This is a genomic window from Sphaerisporangium sp. NPDC051017 (genome assembly GCF_040683095.1).
Classification (GTDB): Bacteria; Actinomycetota; Actinomycetes; order Streptosporangiales; family Streptosporangiaceae; genus Sphaerisporangium.
In genome coordinates this window covers 1-15361 of sequence record NZ_JBFBCI010000050.1, presented here as the reverse complement: position 1 = coordinate 15361, position 15361 = coordinate 1, and the positions used below count along the sequence as shown (strand labels likewise).

Annotated in this window: 10 protein-coding genes; 7 read left to right on the top strand and 3 right to left on the bottom strand. The window is 72.1% G+C overall.

Going from position 1 to position 15361, the window contains the following annotated elements; all coding sequences use genetic code 11:
• Positions 1–66 precede the first annotated feature (66 nt).
• Positions 67–267: a hypothetical protein gene (locus tag AB0M95_RS30495; RefSeq protein WP_363771879.1), complete on the bottom strand. Its 201-nt coding sequence runs from the start codon at positions 265–267 to the stop codon at positions 67–69.
• 282 nt (positions 268–549) lie between these two features.
• Between AB0M95_RS30495 and AB0M95_RS30490 the strand changes: the two genes are divergently transcribed.
• Genes AB0M95_RS30490 through AB0M95_RS30470 form a run of 5 tightly spaced genes read left to right on the top strand, consistent with a single transcriptional unit; the run spans position 550 to position 9441 of the window.
• Positions 550–2535: a TOMM precursor leader peptide-binding protein gene (locus tag AB0M95_RS30490; RefSeq protein ID WP_363771876.1), complete on the top strand. Its 1986-nt coding sequence runs from the start codon at positions 550–552 to the stop codon at positions 2533–2535.
• Positions 2536–2548: 13 nt separating this feature from the next.
• Positions 2549–4312, top strand: a complete 1764-nt coding sequence (locus AB0M95_RS30485) for a SagB family peptide dehydrogenase (RefSeq protein WP_363771873.1) — start codon at positions 2549–2551, stop codon at positions 4310–4312.
• The gene (locus AB0M95_RS30480; protein ID WP_363771870.1) at positions 4309–7155 is read left to right on the top strand and encodes a lantibiotic dehydratase; all 2847 of its coding nucleotides are present in this window, start codon (positions 4309–4311) and stop codon (positions 7153–7155) included. Before AB0M95_RS30485 ends, AB0M95_RS30480 begins: the two co-directional genes overlap by 4 nt.
• Positions 7148–8197 (top strand): thiopeptide-type bacteriocin biosynthesis protein, encoded by a 1050-nt coding sequence (locus AB0M95_RS30475; protein ID WP_363771867.1) that lies wholly within the window; start codon positions 7148–7150, stop codon positions 8195–8197. The genes AB0M95_RS30480 and AB0M95_RS30475 overlap by 8 nt, the downstream gene beginning before the upstream one ends.
• Positions 8194–9441 (top strand): hypothetical protein, encoded by a 1248-nt coding sequence (locus tag AB0M95_RS30470; protein WP_363771864.1) that lies wholly within the window; start codon positions 8194–8196, stop codon positions 9439–9441. Before AB0M95_RS30475 ends, AB0M95_RS30470 begins: the two co-directional genes overlap by 4 nt.
• A gap of 10 nt (positions 9442–9451) precedes the next feature.
• Here AB0M95_RS30470 and AB0M95_RS30465 read toward each other — a convergent pair whose 3' ends face one another.
• Positions 9452–10021, bottom strand: a complete 570-nt coding sequence (locus tag AB0M95_RS30465) for an RDD family protein (protein WP_363771861.1) — start codon at positions 10019–10021, stop codon at positions 9452–9454.
• Positions 10018–10914, bottom strand: a complete 897-nt coding sequence (locus tag AB0M95_RS30460; protein ID WP_363771858.1) for an AfsR/SARP family transcriptional regulator — start codon at positions 10912–10914, stop codon at positions 10018–10020. The genes AB0M95_RS30465 and AB0M95_RS30460 overlap by 4 nt, the downstream gene beginning before the upstream one ends.
• A gap of 369 nt (positions 10915–11283) precedes the next feature.
• Here AB0M95_RS30460 and AB0M95_RS30455 point away from each other — a divergent pair, with 369 nt between their 5' ends.
• Positions 11284–13161 (top strand): BTAD domain-containing putative transcriptional regulator, encoded by a 1878-nt coding sequence (locus AB0M95_RS30455; protein WP_363771855.1) that lies wholly within the window; start codon positions 11284–11286, stop codon positions 13159–13161.
• Positions 13162–13253: 92 nt separating this feature from the next.
• Positions 13254–14204: a non-homologous end-joining DNA ligase gene (ligD, locus tag AB0M95_RS30450; protein WP_363771852.1), complete on the top strand. Its 951-nt coding sequence runs from the start codon at positions 13254–13256 to the stop codon at positions 14202–14204.
• Positions 14205–15361 lie beyond the last annotated feature (1157 nt).

Sequence of the window (15361 nt, the reverse complement as noted above, 5' to 3'; positions counted from 1 at the left end):
TGGCGGCGGATCGGCTTTCCCTAGACCGATATCCGATGAGAGGAGGTGAATGACCATGGCCCTCAGTCAGGAACTCCTGGCCCTCGAGACCGCGACGTTCGAGATCGCTGACATCAGCGACCTCGGGCAGGACGCCGCGGGTTGGTGCAGCTCGTCGTGCAGCTGCTCCAGCTGCAGCTCGTGCAGCACGTCGAGCTGCTGCTCGTGCAGCACCAGCACCGGGTGCGGCGGCGGATGAGCCCTCGCACCGATCTGCTCGGTACACACAAGGGAGGTACGAGATGAGCAAAACCCTCGGCCTGGAGCTGATGGAGCTCGAGGCGGCGACGTTCGAGGTCGTCGACAACGTCGACCCGTCGATGGACATGGCGGCGACCAGCTCGTCGTGCAGCTGCTCCAGCTGCTGCTCGTGCAGCACGTCGAGCTGCTGCTCGACCAGCACCAGCACGTCAAGCTGCGGCTGATCCGCACCTGAACGCTGCGGGCCAAGGGCCCTGGCCCGCAGTCACAGCCCCGTCCCGGCCGCGCCACACGGAAGGTCCGCGTTCCTTGACGAGATTGACAGACGAGACCGCCGTCAGGCCGACGTCGACGGCGCCCACCCGATCGGCCGTCGCCGTTCTCGGCGACCGGATCGCGGCCATGGTGTCCGCCGCGGCGGCCGAGCGCTGCGGCGCCTTGGACGTCGCCACGCTGGGCATTCCCGGTGACACCGGCCATCTCACGATTCCCTTGGGTTCCCTTGGTTCCAAGAGTTCCTTGGGTTACTCGGCCGCGCCGGACCGTACGCCTTCGGTGAGCGTCCGCCGCCACGGTGAAACGATCATCATCGCGGCCACGCCGGGCGGCGAGGGCCCGTGTCCGCGGTGCCTGGATCGGCGCTGGACGACCTGCAGGCCGATGGTGGAGCGCCGGATCCTCGACGAACCGTACGGGGTCGTCCGTTCACCGGCCACCACACCGGGCCCGCATGTCGTCGCGATCGCCGCCGCACTGGTCGAAACGGCCGCCGGACACGCCGGCGACGACGGACCGAACCGGCCGGTGTGGGAGATCGACATCCTGACCGCCCGGGTCGACCGCTTCAGCCTCATCAAGGATTCGTCCTGCGAGGCCTGCTCCGCGCCCGTACCGGACACCGCGGAGAACGCCCGCGTCCGCCTGGCCCCCACACCGGCCGCACGTCCGGGCGGCACGCGATCGCGCCGGCCCGAAGACCTCGGCCTGCCCATGGAGGCCCTGGCCAACCCGGTGTGCGGGATGCTGGGCCGGCCGCCGATGCGGGCGTACCACGCCACGGCCACCGCTCCGGTCACCGGCCGGTTCATCGTGCGCAGCAAGTACGGCCTGCACGAGATGTTCTGGAGCGGGCACGCGGAGAGCTACGCCCGCAGCGAGCTGCTGGGCGCGCTGGAGGGGCTCGAACGCGACGCGGGGCAGCGTCCCCGCGGCGTCGAGGTGACGCGGCGCGCCGCCGTGACCGAGCTGGACGCCCCTCATGTCTCGATGGAGCAGTGCGGGCTCTACGAACCGGAGTTCTACCGCGCGCACAGCGAGAAGTACGTGCCGTGGTCGGAGAACCCCCGGGTGCCGTGGGTCTGGGGGTGGTCGCTGCGTGATGACCGGGCGGTGCTCGTACCCGAGCAGCTCGTGTACTACCTCGACCACCGCGCCGACCACCGCAACACCGTCCAGGAGTGCTCCAACGGCTGCGCGTCCGGGAGCTCGGTGACCGAGGCGGTGCTCCACGGCCTGCTCGAACTCCTCGAGCGCGACGCCTTCCTGATCAGCTGGTACTCCGGGCTCACCCCGGTGGAGATCGACCTGGACACGGTGGACCACCCGCTGGTCCGGCAGATGCGCGCGCACGTCGACCTGCAGGGCTACGACCTGCGCTGCTTCGACATCCGCACCGACCTGCCGGTCCCGGCCGTCGGGGCCGTCGCGGTGCGCCGCGACGGCGGGCTCGGCACGCTGTGCTTCGCCGGCGGCGCGTCCCTGGACCCGGCCGACGCCGTGCGCGCCGCCGTGTGCGAGGTCGCCTCGTACGTGACCGGCTTCCCCGACCGGGTCACCGCGTCCCTCGAACACGTCGAGCTCATGGTCACCGACTACAGGCACGTCACCGAGCTGGAGCATCACGCGCTGCTCTTCGGCATGCCGGAGATGGCGCGGCACGCCGAGCACTGGCTGCGCCAGACCCGCCGCACCCCGCTGGAGGAGGTCTTCGCCGACTGGACGACCGGCCGCGCGCCGGTCACCGACCTCGCGGAGCCCACCCGGGAGATCGTCGACCTGCTCACCGGGCGCGGGTTCGACACCGTGGTGGTCGACCAGACGACGCCGGAGCAGCGGTCGATGGGCCTGCACACCGTGGCGACCGTGGTGCCGGGGCTGATCCCGATCGACTTCGGGTGGCGGCGGCAGCGGGTCCTCACCATGCCGCGCACCCTGTGGGCGCCCTACCAGGCGGGGCTGACGTCCCACCCCCTGACGCCGGAACAGTTGCACCTCGTCCCGCACCCCTTCCCGTAGGAGTTGAGTCCCGGTGAGTACGCCGCCCCGCCTCCACGATCACCCGCATGCCCCCGCGCCGCCCGAGACCGACGACCACCGGGGCCCGCAGGGCAGCGCGGAGATCGCGTTGGACTACGCGCGCCGCATGTTCGAGCGGCAGCACGTGGCGCTGCCGCCGCTGGCCTTCCAGGTGGACTGGGACGACCAGCCGTCCCGGCACAAGCTGTACCAGGACGACGAGGGCATGGTGAAGGTGCCGCTGCCCGAGCCGTTCCGCGCGATGCCCCCGGCCGGGATCGGCGAGGCCCTGCTGACGGCGCAGGGCCCGGCGCGGGCCGGGGAGGCGCCCGGTCTCGGCGTCCTCGCCTCGATGCTGGGCACCTACGGGGTGACCGGCCGCCGCACGGAGCCGAACTGGAACGACGACAGCCGGGTCAAGATGCGCAGCGACCGGGCGGTGTGGGCGCGGCCCACGGCCTCGGGTGGCGGGATGTACCCGGCCGAGAGCTACCTGGTCGTCGGCCGATCCGGGCCGCTGTCTCCGGGGGTGTACCACTACGACACCGGGCACCACTGCCTCGACCGGCTGTCGGACCGGGACCGGTGTGACGAGATCGCCGCGGCCACCGGGGTGCGGGCGGGGCTGTACGCGGTGGCGACGCTGCGTTTCTGGAAGAACGCCTTCAAGTACAACTCGTTCAGCTATCACGTGGTCACGCAGGACCTCGGCGCGCTGCTGGCGTCCTGGCGCCTGGTCCTCGCCGCCCACGGCACGCCGGTCGAGCCGGTCCTGTGGTTCGACGAGGCGGCGGCCGGCGCGGTGCTGGAGGTCGACGGGCACGCCGAGGCGCCGTTCGCCGTCGTCCCGCTCGGCCCTGCCACGGCGGAGACGTCCCCGGCGCCGGTCCCGGCGGACAGGATCGGCGCGGACCCGCCGCACCGCGTGTGGGAGCGGTCGCGGCGCGTGCGGGCGTTCGAGCTGGTCAGCCGGGTCCACGCGGCGGCGCTCGTCGGTGACCGGCCACGCCCGGGCCCCGAGGTCGCGCGGGCCGGGGCACTGACGGACGCACCGGCAGAGCCGCCGTCCTCGGGTGCGGAACCCGGCGCGCCTGTGGTCGCGCTGCCCGATCCCCTGCCCGGACCGGCCGATCTGGACGTCGCCGCCGGCCTGCTGGCCAGGCGGACGAGCTTCGGCCTGTTCACCGGCCGGCCGCCGCTCGACGTCCGGGACCTCGGCTGGGTGCTGGCGTCGGTCGCGCGGGCGGGCCTGGCCGGGACGGACGTGGCCCCGGCGCCACGCGCCCACGCCTGGACCGGGCAGTGGGTGCTGGCCGGCAGTGTCGCGGGGCTGGAACAGCGGGCCTACCGGTACGACGCCACGGAGAACCGCCTGGTCGCCGGGGCCGCGCTGGACGTCCCCGGCCTGCAGCGGCTCTACGCGCTCACCAACTACAGCATCCAGGAGGCCGCCGCGGTGATCGTCGTCACCGGCCGCCTCGACGCGCTCGTGGCGGCGTACGGCGCCCGGGGGTACCGGATGCTGAGCATCGAGGTCGGCCAGGCCGCCCAGACCGCGTACGTGGCGGCGACCGCACGCGGCCTCGGCGTCGGCGCGGTCCTCGGGCTCGACAACGTCGGGATCGACGCGCTGCTGGGCATCGACGGAACCGGCGAACGCAGCATGATCTTCATGCTGCTCGGCCACGAACGCCCCCGGCACCACTACGACCACAGCATGTACCGCTCGGACGGCCGCGGCGACGCGGGCGCGAATCAGGAAGGGGCGGCTCGATGACCGACCTCCTCGACCACCCGGCGGGCGACCTGGACGACGACGCCGCGCCGGCGGACCGGTGGCGGCTCGGCGAGGGGTTCCTGCTCCGCGTGGCCGGCCAGCCCGCCGGCGTCACCGCCGTACTACGCACGGAGAACGCCGTGGCGTGGACCCGGCGCGTCTTCGAGCGCGAGGCGGCGCGGGACGCGGCCGGGGCGCGGCTGCGCGAGGAGTTCGACAAGGCCCTCGCCGAGCTGGACGCCACCGACCCGGGCCGGGTCGCCCTGGTCAACCTGCGCCGGGACGTGTACAACACCCGCCGCCCGCGCCCCGCCACCCTGGCCAAGGCCGGGCCGCTGCTCACGCCCGACCGCGCCGCCCTGCTCGCCGAGTGGACGCGGGCCATGGCGTCGGTGGACGACGTCATGGCCGAGGGCGCGGACGTCCTCGGCGCGGACGTGGCCGCCGCCCGGGCGCGGGCCCGGGCGGTGCTGTCCGACGACGCCCTGCGCTGCGCGGTGCTGCTGCAGTCGGAGGTCCTGGAGCGCAGCATGGACCGCTACCTCGACCCGGCCAGGAAACTGGACAAGAGCGGCCGGCAGGTCGAGTGGACGCTGCTGGAGCTGCTCTATCGCGCCGCCCTGAAGACCAGCCCGTTCAGCACGCTCACCTCGGTCGGGCTCGGCCGGTTCACCGGCGACTTCACCGGCGATGCGGCGCGGCCGGTGCCCGAGCCGGTGTCCCTGCGGCTGCGTTCGACCGTGCGGCTCAACGTGGCGGTGCTCGCCCGCCTGTCGGCGGTGATCCTCGCCGACCCGGAGTTGCGCTCGGAGATCCCGGTCGCGCTCGCGCCTGGCGCCAGCACGGACGGCGAGATCACCCGGTACGTCCGCCGCAGGACCACCGCCGGGGCCGACCCCGATGCGGTGGTCGCCATCGACGGGGTCCACGAGGACCTGTTCTTCCTGCCGAGCGGCCCCGCGCTGAACGACGTCGTCACGATCACCCGGCAGGACCGGCTCACCCTGCGCGAACTGTCGGAGCGCGTGGCCGCCGCCGGGGACGACCGTACGGTCGAGACGGCCGACCAGTTGCTCGGGCACCTGCTCCGGCTGGGGTTCCTGCTCGCCCCGGACCTGCAGATCGACCTGCGGGCGCACGACCCGGCGGCGGCGTTCGCGGCGGCGCTGGCCGCACGGTCGCATCCGGTACTGCGCCGGGTCGCGGCGACGCTGGCGGACGCGGGTGATCTCATCGACCGGTACGCGACCACGCCGGCCCGCGAGCGCGCCGGCCTGCTGGCCGCGATCCGCCACCTGGTCCAGGACGCGTTCGCCCTGGTCGGGGCCCCGGAACGGCTGGTCCCGCGCACCCTGGTCTACGAGGACACCACGACCACCGCCGAGGGCATGGCGACCGATCGCGGCGCGTGGGAGGGCGCGCACCTGCCGTCCCTCGCGGCCCTCGCCGACATCCTGCCCGCGTTCGACCTGAGCCTGCCGCGGCGGCTGACGGCCCTGGGGTTCTTCCGGGCGCGGTACGGATCCGGCGGCCGGTGCGAGGACGTGGAGCGGTTCTGCCACGAGTTCCAGCGCGACTTCTTCTCCCCGTACGGGCAGCGGTCGATGCGCAGGCGCGCCTTCGACGAGGGCAACAACTACGTGCCGCAGGAGAACTGGTTCAAGCTGCCCGCGATCGCCGCGCTCGACCGGGCCCGCGAGGCCGCGTCCCTCCACCTGCGCGGCCTCGAGCCCGAGCCCGGCACGCCGGAGGAGATCCGGCTGGGCCCGGACTTCGTGGACGCGGTGCGCGCGCACCTGCCGGGGGACCGCCGGTTCGACCAGCCGTGGTCGTTCTTCGTCCAGCTCGCGTCCCCCGGCCCCCGCGAAACCGAACGGCCGGGCGAGGGCAGACTGGTGCTCAACCAGGCGTACTCGGGGCTGACGCTGATGTTCTCGCGGTTCGCGCACAGCCTTGACCTGGACGGGGCCGGGGCGCGGGAGCTGTTCGCCGCCACGCTGCGCCGCTACACGCCCCCCGGCGCGGTGCTGGCCGAGCTGCGCGGCGGGTATGAGACGACGAACCTCAACATCCACCCGGCCGTCACCGACTACGAGATCGTCTGCCCTGGCGACGTCAGCACGCGGCCGGCGGACGAGCAGATCCCCCTCGACGACATCGTCATGGTGCACGACGAGCGCGCCGACCGGGTGCGGCTGATGTCCCGGCGGCTCGACCGCGAGGTGATCCCCCTCTACCTGGGCTTCCTGCTGCCGATGGCGCTGCCGGAGGTGCAGCAGGTGCTGATGTGCTTCGCGCCCGGCGGAATGGCCCAGATCGACCTGTGGGCCGGAACCGGCCGGCCGATCCCGGCCGAGGGCATCACGATGTACCCGCGGCTGGTCCTCGGGGACCTGGTGCTCCAGCGCCGCATGTGGAAGCTCAACACCGCCGTGTTCCCCTTCAGGGACCCCGGCCACACCGACGCCGAACACCTGCTGCGGGTGCGGCGGTGGCGGCGCGAGCACGGGCTTCCCGAGCGGGTCTTCGCCCGCGTCGACGCCTCCGGCCGCGGGTCGGCCCCGGCCCGGCCGGATTCAGACGGGGGCACAGACGGGGGCACGGAGCCCGCGCGGCCGGGCGACGAGCGCAAAGCGGCCCGCAAGCCGCTGCCCGTCGACTTCGAGAGCTGGATGTCGATCCAGTTGCTGGAGCAGCTCGCCCGCGGCGCCTCCTCGCGCATCGTGCTGACCGAGTGCGGCCCCGGCCTGGACGAGCTGTGGCTGCGCGACGAGCACGGACGCGCCCACGTCAGCGAATTCCTGATCGAGCTCTACGACACGGCAAGAGGTCAGCATGGGTGACGAGATGAAAGACATGGGCGGCGACTGGGTGGCCCTGCACGTCTTCTACGCCAGCGACGCCAACCCGATCGTCGTCGAGGCCGTGCGTCCCCTCGTGGAGCGGCTGCGCGCGGACGGCCTCATCAGCGGGTGGTTCTTCATCAAGTACTGGAAGGAAGGGCCGCACCTGCGCGTCCGGCTCAGGCCCTCCTCCCCCGAGGTGCGTGAGGAGGTCACCGCGCGGGCCCTGGACGCGGTGCGCGAGTTCCTCACCCGGCGGCCCGCGCTGTACGAGAACGACGTCGAGGGCCTCGGCGACCTCTACAAGCGGATGTACGTCGCCGAGTACGGCGAGGCGGGCTGGGCCGAGGAGTACGGCGCCGACGGCCGCATGCCGTTCCAGCCGAACAACAGCGTCGCCCTCTACCCGTACGAGCCCGAGTACGACCGGTACGGCGGCGAGGAGGGCATCCGGATCGCCGAGTGGCATTTCGAGCACTCCAGCGACATGGTGGCCCAGCTTCTGAGCACGTCGAACACGCACGTGCGGCCGGTGCTGCTGGGCCTCGCCGCCCAGCTCACGCTGATGACCGCCTGCACGTTCCTCTCCGGCGACGACGCCGTCCACCGGTTCTTCCAGCGCTACCGGAGCTTCTGGGAGACCTCCTACCAGGAACCCGCCGCCGACGCCCACGGCTCGTTCGACAAGAGCCTGGAACTGACCCGCGACACGTTCGCGGCGCGGATGACCCGGATCCGGGCGCTGGCCGACGCCGAGGGCCACGCGGAATCGTCCCGGATCGAGCGCACCTGGCTGACCCACTGCCGGGAGCTGCGGGACCGGGTGCGCGCCGCGGCGGACCGGGGCGAGCTGCTCTTCCCGTCGCGGGACGGCGGCGGGACGGCGCCGATGCCCTACGGCGAGGACCTGGTCACGATCCTGCTGAGCTCGTACATCCACATGACCAACAACCGGCTGGGCGCGGCCATCCTGGACGAGGTCTACCTCTCCTACCTCATCGAGCGCCTGCTGGAGCCCGGCACGCTGGCGAGGTCGGCGTGACGGTCGGCGAAGAGGTCACGCCCCCTCCGGCCTGGCTGGACGAGGCCCGCCCCCGCCTCAGGCCGGGTGTCGTCGTGGGGCCGGGCCTGACGAAGGGCACCTCCACCGTCCACTTCGTCGCCGACGGCGAGACCGGGGCGTACCTGCAGGTGGGGCCGCGCGAGGCGTTCCTCATGAGCCGCCTGGACGGCACGCGGTCGCTCACCGAGATCGGCGCCGAGTACGCCGGGCGGTTCGGCAAGCGGCTGGCCGCCGAGCACTGGGGGCAGTTGCTGGGCCTGCTGGGGTCGCGCGCGCTGCTCGAACCCGCCGACCCGGCGCAGCTCGACCTGCTGCGGGAGAAGGCGGAGGCCGCGCGCGGGTCCGAGGGCCGCTCGGCCCTGCTCTGGCGCATGCCGATCCCGCGCGCGACCGACCTCGTCCCCCCGGCCGCGCGCCGGTTCGGATGGCTGCTCAACCCGGTCGTCGCCGTGCCGCTGACACTCGCCGGGCTCGCGGTGGGCGTCCTGGTCGGGCTCAACTGGGCCACGTTGTACGCCGCGATCGAACAGGGCCCGGCGCGGTGGCCGTTGACGCTGGCCGGGATCGCGATCACATGGGTCATGATCGCGCTGCACGAGCTGGGCCATGGGGTGGCCTGCCACCGCTACGGAGGACGGCCCACCCAGATCGGCCTCATGTGGCGCTTCCCGCTCGTGGCGTTCTACTGCAAGGTCGACGACGTCGTGACCTTCCGCACGACGCGCCACCGGGTCGCCACGTCGTTCGCCGGGGTCTACGTCAACCTCGCCGCGCTGCCGCCGATCGGCGCGCTGTGGCTGTGGGGGCCGCAGGCGGGGTGGGTGCACAGCCTGGCCGCCTCGCTGCTGCTGTTCGGGACCGTCGCGATCTTCTTCAACCTGCTGCCGGTGCTCCAGCTCGACGGCTACCACATGCTCGAACACGCCACCTCGACCGTGCACCTGCAGTCGGAGGCCGCCCGTTTCACCGCCGCGTTCCTGCGCCGCGGCCCGGCCGGGGTGAGCGGGTACCCGCGCCGGGCGCGCTGGATCTACGCCGGGTACGCCGTGCTGGCGGCGGCCGTCCTCGGCCCGGCGATCTTCCTGCTGGTGCGGCTGTGGTTCGGCACCCTCGCCGGGCTGTGGGGCCCGGCGGCGGCCGCCCTGATCCTGATCGCGGAGGCCGCGGCCGTCGCCGCCTTCCTGACCTGGGCCGTGCGCAGGCGGCGATCCGCCGCGCGCTAGTCCTGACGCGCTAGTCCTGATCCGCCCCGCGCCGGTCCCGGCGGGCCACGACCGTGCCGACGAGCAGGTCGGGGTAGGTGCGGCCCGAGGGCGTGCAGATCATCACGGCCTGGGCGGCGAGGGCGGCGTACGCGCAGGCCAGGAGTGTTTCGCCCCGTTTCCGGCCCGCCTCGTCCTGGACGTCCCACACCCCCTGGTGGGCGAGTTCCCAGGGGATCGCCGTCTTGAGCGCCGTCCGGAGCAGCGCGGCGGCGTACGGCGGGGACGACCGTCCGTCACGCCCGCGCACCTGGAGCCCCAGCAGCCGTTTCCCCGGCGAGCCGCCGGTCGCCTCGGCCGCCGCGAGGCCGCAGGTCACCGGCACGGTCAGCGCGAGCGCCACGGCGACGCGGGCCCGCGCGCCGCCGATCGGCCGCCCGGCCCGGCCGCGCCGCACCTGGAGGAGTCCGAGCAGTGCCAGAGGGACGGACACGAGCGCGTAGTCGACGGCGGTCGCGGCGGCGCGCCGCCCGAGCCGGGCGGGAAGCGACAACCGGGCACGCCGCGCGGGAAGCGACGACCGGGCGGGCGGCCGGGTCACGCGATCCCGCCGAACGCGCCGATCGGGTACTCGACCCGGGCCTCGCCGTCGAAGGGGTCGCGGGCGAGGGGTGGCCTCCACAGGGCCGGGTCACCCCGCAGGATCGCCGTCTCCAGGCCCTTGAGCACGGGACTCGGCTCCAGGCCCAGCTCGTCGGCGAACATCTGCCACGTCTGCCGGTAGACCGCGAGCGCCTCGGCGGTACGCCCGGACCGGTACAGCGAGAGCATCAACTGGGCGCGCAGCCGCTCCCGGAAGGGGTGCTCGCTGACCAGCCGGTAGAGCTCGGCGGTCACCTGGGCGCTCCCGCCGAGGGCCATCTCCAGGTCGATCCAGTCCTCCTGCGCCGACAGCCTGCGCTCGGCGAGCCGGGTCGCCTCCTGCTGCATGATCCGTCCGGGGACGCCGGCCAGCGGGGCTCCCAGCCACAGCGACAGCGCCGACCGCAGCCGCCCGGCGGCCGTCGCGAGCCGCCCCTCCGCGGCCAGCTCCCGGGCCTCGGCCACCTGCCGGTCGAACACCGTGGCGTCGAGGCGGCCCTCGCTGACGTGCATGGTGTAGCCCGCCGGATATCCGATGATCTCCACCTCGGACACGCCGATGTCGCGGATGCGGCGCCGGAGCATCGAGGCGCAGTTCTGGATCTGATGGCGCGCCCCCTCGGGCGGGCCGTCGTCCCACACCGCCTTGATCAGCGACTCCACCGGCACCAGGCGGTTCGCGTTCAGCAGGAGCGCCGCCAGCACCACCTGCTGCCTGGGGCTCTTGAGGTGAAGGCACCGATCCTCGTTGCAGACGTGCAGGGGCCCCAGGACGCGAAACCCGATCTTCGACATGCGGACCTCCGGTTGCTGCTTGGCGACCGTCTCATACCTGATCAGACTGGGGTACATTTCCGGTCTATCGGAAATACACTGACGGAAACTCCCAGAACGGGACGATCGCACCACGAGACGCCTAGAACGGTCGCCGGCGTGCAGGTGCACGGATCGCGTCGGCCCCAGGTGAATGGCGGGTTGGCAAATCCTCATCATGCGGACACCGCAATACTGGCAGAGTTCACGGCGATTTCCGATGATTAGCCCTTTACGGGCACGCGCGGGCGATCGACTATGGGGCCATTGACGCCCCCTTTACTGTCCGTTCGGTCATCTTGACCGTACTCTGGCCTGGTCAGCGCTATCCCGGAGCACGACGATCGTATGGAATTCGGCCTGCTTGGACCCCTTGCCGTCAAGACAGCGACCGGGCGGGAACTGTCCTTGAAGCGCGCGAAACACCGGCACCTGTTGGCCGCCCTGCTCCTCCAGCCCAACACCACCGTCGCCGCGAGCCTCCTCATCGACCAGATGTGGGGCGAGCGGCCCCCGCAGTCCGCGCGCAACAACCTCAAGACGTACGTGTGGCAGCTCAGGAGGATGCTGGCGACGCTCGACCACGGAAGGGCGCACATCGAGACCTCCGGCAATGGCTACCGGATCACCGTCCGTCCGGACGAACTGGACACCCTCCTGTTCCAGGAACTGACCCAGCGGGGCGGCCAGGCGCTGCGCCGGGGTGACGTCGCGCTGGCCGAGACCACGCTCGGCAGGGCGATGGACCTGTGGCGCGGCGAGGTGCTGCAGGGCGTCACGCTCTCCGGGCCGCTCAGCGCCTGGGCGGTCACCCTCGCCGAGGACCGGCTCGAAGTGCTGGAGGACCTCATGGAGGCCCGGCTCGCGCTCGGCCGCCATTCCGAGGTGATCGGCCCGCTGCGCCGCGCGGTGCACGAGCACCCGCTGCGGGAACGGCTGTGGATCCAGCTCATGACGGCGCTCTACCGGGACGGCAGGACCGGCGAGGCCCTCCAGGCGTACCAGAGCCTCCGGCTGCATCTGGTCAGCGAGATCGGGGCGGAGCCCGGCCCGGCCGTCCGCCACCTCCACCAGCGCATCCTCGCCGCGGACCCCGTCCTCGACGCGAACGCGCCCACGGCCTGCCTCCACGGGTGCGAGGACGCCTCGGCGCGCGGGGCCTGGTGCGCCGCCGCGCACACGGGCCCGGCGGAGCTGCCGTCCGACGCCGGCGCGTTCGTGGGCAGGGAGGCCGAGCTCGCCCGGACCATCACCGTCCTCACCCATCGCGGAACCGGCCCGGGGTCGTTCGTCGCGATCGACGGCCCCGCGGGCGTCGGCAAGTCGCGGCTCGCCGTCCGCCTGGCACACGCCGTCGTCTCGTCGTACCCCGACGGGCAGCTCTACATGAACCTCCACGGGGCGACCCCGGGCCTCGTCCCGCTCGCACCGGGCGAGGTGCTGGCCCGGTTCCTGCGCTCCCTCCACGTCCCCGGCGTCAGCGGGCGAATCGACGTCGACGAGGCCGCCGCCCTGTTCCGGACCCGGACGGCCGGCAGGCGGATGCTCATCGTGCTGGACAACGCCGCCGACGCCCGCCAGGTGCGACCGCTGCTGCCCGGCGGGTCGACGTCGACCGTCATCGTGACCAGCCGCGCCCGGCTCACGACCTTGGACGCCACCGTGCGCCTGCATCTGGACACGCCGGGCGAACGCGACGCGATCGCCCTGCTGGCGGCCTTCGCCGGGCCCGAGCGCGTCGAAGACGACCCGCAGGCCGCGTCCAGAATCGTCGAGCTGTGCGGCCGCCTGCCCCTCGCCGTCCGGATCGCGGGCGCCCGGCTGGCCGCCCACCCCCACTGGACGGCGGCGCGGCTGGCCTCGCGGCTCGCGTCCGCGGAGAGCCGGCTGGACGAACTGGCCCACGGCGACCTGTGCGTCCGCACGAGCCTGGCCGCCGGTCACGAACTCGACCGGCATCCGGAGGCCGCCGAGCTGTTCACGCTTCTCGGCCTCCTGGACATCGCCGACGTGACCGCGCCCGTCGCCGCCACGCTGACCGGCCGCGGCCCGGACGACGCCCACCGCGCCCTGGACGCGCTGGTCCGCGCCCGGCTGCTGGAGTGCCACGCCGCGGACGGCTATCGCATGCACGACCTGGTCCGGCTGTTCGCCCGCGAGCGGGCCGTCAGGACGCTGCCCGAAAGCGACCGCGCCGCCGCCGTCCGCCGGGCGGTCCACTTCCGCCTCGCGGGCTCCCTCGGCGCCACCGTCCTGCCGTCCCTGTCCGCGCTGATCGGCGCATGAAAGGCCGGGTCGTCCGGCCACGGCGCCGGCGATCCGAGGACCGGCGGCGCGCGAGGTTGACCCCGTAATGTCCTGATGGGCATGGTGGCCTGGTGACCAGCGATGAGACGCGTGACGGAGTTCCGCTGACCAACCTCGACCAGCCGCTGTTCGACGGCGCGGGCGCGACCAAGCGCGACCTGGTCGACTACCTGGACGCCGCCTCCGGCCGCATCATCCCGGCGCTGCGCCGCCGGCCGCTGTCGGTGATCCGCGTGCGGGCGGGCCAGGAGCCGTTCATGCAGAAGAACGTCCCCAAGTACACCCCGGAGTGGGTGCGCACGGTGACGCTGTGGGCGGAGACCTCGCGCAGGGAGGTCTCCTACGCCCTGTGCGACGACCGGCGCACGCTGCTGTGGTTCGCCAACCAGCGCGCGGTCGAATACCACCCGGCCCTGGTCACGGCCGACCACCTGGACACGCCGACGCACATGATCCTCGACCTGGACCCGCCGGAAGGGGACGCGTTCGGCATGGCGGTCCGCGCGGCGCACCTCGTCCGCCGGGCGCTGGCCGACGACGGGCTGGCGGGCGCGGTGAAGACCAGCGGGGCCAAGGGGCTGCACGTGTTCGTCCCGCTGGAGCCGGGGATCGGCATGGAGGACATGGCGGCGGCCACCCGCGCCGTCGCCGCGCGGGCCGAGCGCCTGGACCCGGAGCTGGCGACGACGGCGTTCATCCGGGAGGACCGCGGGGGCAAGGTGTTCCTCGACTCGACCCGGGCCGGCGGGGCGACCGTGGTGGCGGCCTACAGCCCGCGCATCCGGCCCGGGGTGCCGGTGTCCTTTCCGGTGGCGTGGGACGACCTGGACCGGGTGACGCCGAGCGACTTCACCCTGCGCACGGCGGCGGCCCTGGCCGGGGACGGCGACCCGTGGGCCGAACTGATGCCCCCGCCGCAGCGGCTGCCCGCCGACCTGATCGAAGAAGGGCACACGATCCCGGTCGCCCGCGTACAGGCGATGCACGAGGGCAAACGCCGCGCCCGCACCCGCCGCGGCTGACCCCGTAGAGCAGTGCCCTTGCCCTGGCGCCGTACGGCCTGGCCATCAGATCATCACCTGTGATTTATCAAACCGGCCTAGAGATGGAAGGGGCATGGCGCGGCGGCCATCGCCTGCGTGGCGATGGCCGCTGGCGTGCTGGATTCCGCCCGGAAACGTAAGCGCAACAAGTGAAGCGCCGCGCCTGTGTGAAGAAAGACTTCATGGCCTGCAGGCAGGGGCCGCCGCGTTTTCTCACTGGGCGCTTAGCACGAAGGCGGGCAGGCAGGTCTCCATCGTCATGCCTGCCGTGACCTGCTACATTCTTTCGGGAATTCACAGCGTCCAACACGCAAACAACAACAAGTAGCTGAATAGAACTCGAGGGTGGCCACCCTCCTTCATCCGACGCAGGAGGGCCGCTTGATGAGTCGACGTAGGGTGACGAGGCGAGAAGTTACCTTCGCGACACTCTGTGGCGGCGGGATGACTTTGGCGCACATGGTGGATGCTGTCCTCAATCAGGGGACAGTAGTCGGTGGTCTGGTGGCCGGAATAATTCCGGGCATGCTTCTAGCCGGTGTAATGATCTTATCTGCCATGTTCAGTGACCCGCCCTCTAAAAAATGAATCACCGGCGCCAAGAAAGGCCGCCATCGCGTAGCACTACAGGAATGGACTGCTACTACTTCCCGAGACGGCGAGGGAAGAACGCATTCCTGCACGCACTGTAGAACGCGCTCATGGCGATTACCATCGGAGCAGCCTCCGCCAAGACGATCGGCGACAATCACGAGGATTACTGCAGTCCGAAATGTGGCTACTGGACCAAGATGGACCTGTACACAACAAAAGCCTGGGCAGAACCCCGGGATACAACGTCAAGAGAAGTAACCCGAAAATGGCGAAGAATGCCTTCTGGGTGGCCGACCGGCTCAAGAATTGGGGTTGGTATCGACTCAAGTGTACGAATGGAAAAGCTGTCATACTGCTATCGGTGAGGCTGGGTGAGCGTTATGTTCAGGTCGGTTCTGCTCGGAGTCATGTTGGTCGCATGCTTGGCTGCGTGCGGAGGCTCGGGTGTGTCAACGGCGGCTGAATGCTGACCCCTTGGCGTCGTCTGAATTCTGACCCCTCCGTTGCGATTGATCGTTACTGGTCGTTGCTGTGGTCGGCCG

Bases quoted from the DNA above. Each gene is read 5' to 3' on its own strand.
- AB0M95_RS30480 (WP_363771870.1), top strand. From the start codon at position 4,309: ATGACCGACCTCCTCGACCACCCGGCGGGCGACCTGGACGACGACGCC.
- AB0M95_RS30475 (WP_363771867.1), top strand. From the start codon at position 7,148: ATGGGTGACGAGATGAAAGACATGGGCGGCGACTGGGTGGCCCTGCAC.
- AB0M95_RS30460 (WP_363771858.1), bottom strand. From the start codon at position 10,914: ATGTACCCCAGTCTGATCAGGTATGAGACGGTCGCCAAGCAGCAACCG.